Source organism: Streptomyces sp. NPDC048197, assembly GCF_043202395.1.
Lineage (GTDB): Bacteria > Actinomycetota > Actinomycetes > Streptomycetales > Streptomycetaceae > Streptomyces > Streptomyces siderophoricus.
The window spans coordinates 1-1,785 of sequence record NZ_JBIDAJ010000075.1 but is presented as its reverse complement, the minus strand read 5'-3'; the positions used below and the strand labels follow the sequence as shown (position 1 = coordinate 1,785).

Below are 1,785 nucleotides of genomic sequence, written 5' to 3'. Positions count from 1 at the left end.
GACGCTGTTGGTTAATTCGGGCCCGAGCGTGACGTCGGCCTTCACGACCTGGTTGTGGTCGTGAAGGCCGACGTTGTGTCTGGGGAGGGCGTCCGTGTCGTTGCGTGTCGAGGAGCCGGGGGAGGTCCCGGCCGGAACGGTCCGGGTAGCCAGGAGGGCGTTTCCCAGGGGCAGTCTGGCGATCCGGGTCCGGGACGAGCTGGGTGTGTTGTTCCGGGACGAGGACTTCGCCTCGGTGTTCCCCGGCAGGGGAAAGCCTGCCTGGTCGCCGGGGCGGCTGGCGCTGGTGGTGATCCTCCAGTTCGTGGAAGGACTGACCGACCGGCAGGCCGCGGAGGCGGTCCGGGCCCGTATCGACTGGAAGTACGCCCTCGGCCTCGAACTGGAAGACCCGGGGTTCGATCACTCGGTCCTGTCGGAGTTCCGGGACCGGCTGGTGGGCAGCAATGCGGGCCGGGGCCTGCTGGACGCAATCCTGGCGGCGGCCCAGGAGCGTGGGCTGCTCAAGCGCGGCGGCCGGGCCCGCACCGACTCCACCCATGTGCAGTCGGCGGCCCGTGAGCTTTGCTGGCTGGAGCTGGTCGGCGAGACGCTGCGGTCGGCTCTGAACGCGGTGGCCGCCGCTGCCCCGGCCTGGCTGGCCGGCGTCGTCGCCCCCGAGTGGTTCGAGCACTACGGAACACCGTTGCAGGAGTCGCGTTTCCCCAAGAGCCGCACCAAACGCGTCGAGGTCGGCGAGCGGATCGGTGCGGACGGCATGTTCCTGCTCCAGGCCGCGTGGTCCGGCCAGGCGCCGCCTGAAGTGCGTTCGCTGGATGCGGTGGAGCTCCTGCGCCGGGTGTGGGTGCAGCAGTTCGAGGTGGTCGAGGGGGTGGTGCGGCGCCGCGGCCCAAAAGACGTGCCGCCGGGGGCGATGCGTGTGGTCACCCCGTATGACCCGCAGGCACGGGGCAGCGTCAAACGCGAAATCGTCTGGAACGGATACAAGGTCCACTTCACCGAGACCTGCGAGCCGGACGCCCCGAACCTGATCACGCAGGTGGTCACCACCGCCGCCCCGGTGCCCGACGACCGGATGGCCGCGGTCGTCCACGCCCGCCTCGCCGAGACAGGCCGGCTGCCCTCCGAGCACTGGGTGGACGCCGGATATGTCAGCGCCGGCGCCCTGGCCGCCGCCCGCCGCGACCACAACGTCGCACTTCACGGCCCGCTGCCGGGGAACACCACCGCCCAGGCAACCGGCCCCTACGGACAGGACGCCTTCACCATCGACTGGGAGAAACGGCAGGTCACCTGCCCCAACGGCGTCACCAGCACACAATGGCGCAACGGGCAGTCGCAGCAGGCACTGCCCGTCATCCGGGTCCGCTTCTCCCCGGCCGACTGCCGGCCCTGTCCCGCCCTGCGGGACTGCGTGAGCTCGCCAAAAGCCGAGCGGCGGGAGATCAGCCTGCGTCACCGGGACGAGTACGAAGCGGCCCAGCGGGCCAGAGCCCTGCAACAGACGGATGAGTGGAAGAAGCGCTACCAGGTCCGCGCCGGGATCGAGGGAACCATCTCCCAGGGCGTCCTCGCCTTCGGCCTGCGCAGATCCCGCTACCGCGGCCTGGACAAGACCAGCCTCCAGCACCAGCTGACCGGCGCGGCCATCAACCTCACCCGCATCGACGCCTGGCTCACCTCAACACCCCGAGCCCGCACCCGAACCTCCCACCTGGCAGCACTTCGCCCCACTGGACTACCAGCGGGGCGAAGCAGGCAGGGCCCGAATTAACCAACAGCGTC

1 protein-coding gene is annotated in these 1,785 nt (G+C 70.3%); it reads left to right on the top strand.

Annotated elements, in window-relative coordinates:
- Positions 1-94 precede the first annotated feature (94 nt).
- On the top strand, positions 95-1,774 hold the full coding sequence (locus ACGF4C_RS39175) for an IS1182 family transposase (protein WP_393573428.1): 1,680 nt from the start codon (positions 95-97) through the stop codon (positions 1,772-1,774).
- Positions 1,775-1,785 lie beyond the last annotated feature (11 nt).